Below are 2,585 nucleotides of genomic sequence, written 5' to 3' on the forward strand. Positions count from 1 at the left end.
TCAAGCATTCTATTAAGTTATTAATACATTACTTGAAATTTCACGATATTCCCATTCCTGGGGCATTCATACCTTGATTCAGCAACGCCGATATTTGTTTGCATGTCATCCGTCCAAGTCGGGGATCTCGAGTAATTAGTGAAGTTCTCGGGGAACATCGTCCGCAACTGTGGGTATCAGACCTATTTAGCGCTCAAAAAAATCACCCAGCAGCACAAAGGCAAGTGTGTTTAGCCCATCAACTGCGGGATTGCCAATATGCCATTGATGCAGGAGACAGGATTTTTGCCCCAGCGATGAAGAGGTTATTATTAAGGGCTTTTGTCATCCATCGACGACGCGACAGGATGGACGAGACTAAGCTGGAGCGATATCGCAGCAATTTACGGGAAAGATTAACCAGAATTTTGAGTTGAGCACCACATCAGCCGGATGGTGTCCGGTTACGAAAACGCCCTAGGCGAGCTGATGGATAATTTGTTCTTATTTTTGGAAGATGTGACAATTCCGCCTACAAATAATTCTAGCGAATAAGCGATTCGGATGAGCGTGATATTTCGCCGTGTGACCAATTGCTTTCGTTCAGAATGGGGGCGAGATTTATTTGCGGCGGTTCGTTCAGTTGTGAATACTGGTAAAAGGTAAGGCTTAACTGCTTATCAAGCTATTCAACAAGCCCTTTCTATTCATGGCTCCCTTTTTTCCCCTAGTTGAGCAATTACCCTTACCCAACTGATTTTTTACGGTCGAATTAGGGCTTGCTGAATGGCTCTAAAAAGCTTTTGCTGTATGGGCGGGCAAGCGCAGTGGGGATAGCCAAATGCCAGAAAAGCTGGTAGGATAGCCCAAAACCCGGGCATTTCCATCAGCGATCGTGTACCGAAAAGTTGAACAAGCTCCAAGCTCAACCGAAGACTTTGAACTCCCATTCGGCGGAAAGTTAGCAGAAGATAACCGTTGGGTAATGCTCGCTCAACTAATCCCTTGGGTCGAATTTGAACAAGAGTATGCTCAAAATTTTGAAACAGAAGCTGGCCCACCTGCTAAATCTTTTCGCCTAGCTTTGGGGGCATTAATTAGGGCTTGCTGAATAAGTCCACGATCGCTGGCTCTAGAGATCGCAGAGCCGGAAAATCTAGTCAGGGAGTCAATTAACTCACCCAGTCTACCCAGGAATTGCCCAAAAAAGTGCAAGGATTTGGGCTAAAATAGCGCCAAACCCTTGCATCACCATCGGCGACCATGTACCGAAAAGCAGAACCAGTAACCAGCACCGCCTCAGACTTTGAACTCCCGTTTGGCGGACTCTTGGCAGAAGACAACCGTTGGGTAATGATGGCCCAACTAATGCCTTGGTCAGAATTTGAAGCGGAGTATGCCCAAAATTTCGCCGCAGAAATGAGTGCGCCAGCCAAATCATTTCGCATGGCACTGGGTGCATTAATCATTAAAGAAAAACTCGGAATCAGCGATAGAGAAACGGTCGAACAAATAAGGAAAAACCCTTACATACAATACTTTATTGGTGAGTCATCCTATAGCAAAAAAGTGCCATTTGATGCTTCTCTATTAGTTCATTTTAGAACCAGAATTAAGGCTAATATGGTCAATAAAATCAACCTGGAAATTGTCAGAATAATCGGGTCAGCCAACGCATCTTCCTCCGAAAAAAAAAGATGATGTAGAAAAAAATCAGCCAACTAATCGAGGCCAATTAATTCTTGACGCCACCTGTGCGCCAGCAGACATTAGCCATCCGACAGACTTAGGGCTGTTAAACGAAGCCCGACAACAGACGGAAAAAATCATAGATACTCTCTATAAAACAGTAAAAGAGAGAGTGATAACCAAACCGAGAATCTACCGGAAGATAGCCAAAAAAGAATATTTAAAAGTAGCACGTGCCAGACGACCATCGAGAAGCCAAAAACGAAAAGCAGTTAAAAAACAACTTCAGTATATCAAAAGAAACTTACAGCGGTTCCCGCTGTTATGCGGTACAATAGATAGTAATGAAATATCATTTCGTAGTCAAGCCTAATGAAATCATATTCACTCGACCGAGCGCGAAAAAATAGTTGCAGCGCATTTGACACAAAAGATGCCAATTAGGAAAGTAGCCACCATGTTTGCTGGAGCGTAAAAGTTGAGTCCAAAAACTGGTAAAACAACAACAAACTACGGGTAACTTACAGCCCAAACAGAGGGAAAAACCCCAATTCAGTTATCTGACAAATGCGGAAAAAGAAATCAGAGTGCTGGTGGTAGAGCATCCAGATGCAACTTTAGTGGAGTTGTGTGAATTATTTACACAAAAAACGGGAAATTGGGTGAGTAGGACGGCAATGTGTCGCTGCGCGGCATAAATTAGGACTCAATCGAAAAAAAAAACATGGTACAGCAGCCAAGCCGCGACAGAAAGAGTCCAAAAATTAAGAGTGGAGTATTGGGAAAAAATCAAAGATATCGTTCAGACTATGCAGAGCTAACATTTAAATGCCAGCAGATTAAGCAGCGTAATGTAAAGTTTTCAAAGTTTCTGAAGCCATATCCTAATCGTTTAATTAGCTTTAACCGATTATTAA

2 protein-coding genes and 2 pseudogenes are annotated in these 2,585 nt (G+C 43.1%); 3 read left to right on the forward strand and 1 reads right to left on the reverse strand.

Translation table 11 applies throughout. The features are described from left to right. Nucleotides 1–98 precede the first annotated feature (98 nt). From E5S67_RS34975 to E5S67_RS33825, 3 genes and pseudogenes are all read left to right on the forward strand, one after another. On the forward strand, nucleotides 99–416 hold the full coding sequence (locus tag E5S67_RS34975; protein WP_422614735.1) for an IS66 family transposase: 318 nt from the start codon (nucleotides 99–101) through the stop codon (nucleotides 414–416). A gap of 458 nt (nucleotides 417–874) precedes the next feature. After that, nucleotides 875–1,078, forward strand: a pseudogene (locus tag E5S67_RS31645) (IS5/IS1182 family transposase); the annotation flags it as partial. A 164-nt stretch (nucleotides 1,079–1,242) separates the two neighbouring features. Continuing rightward, nucleotides 1,243–1,975, forward strand: a pseudogene (locus E5S67_RS33825) (transposase); the annotation flags it as partial. 500 nt (nucleotides 1,976–2,475) lie between these two features. Here the strand turns inward: E5S67_RS33825 and E5S67_RS31655 are convergent. Continuing rightward, nucleotides 2,476–2,585, reverse strand: a 110-nt coding sequence (locus E5S67_RS31655; RefSeq protein ID WP_172193407.1) for a transposase, incomplete at its 5' end; no start/stop codon positions are given.

Source organism: Microcoleus asticus IPMA8, assembly GCF_013179805.1.
GTDB classification, from domain to species: domain Bacteria; phylum Cyanobacteriota; class Cyanobacteriia; order Cyanobacteriales; family Microcoleaceae; genus Microcoleus; species Microcoleus asticus.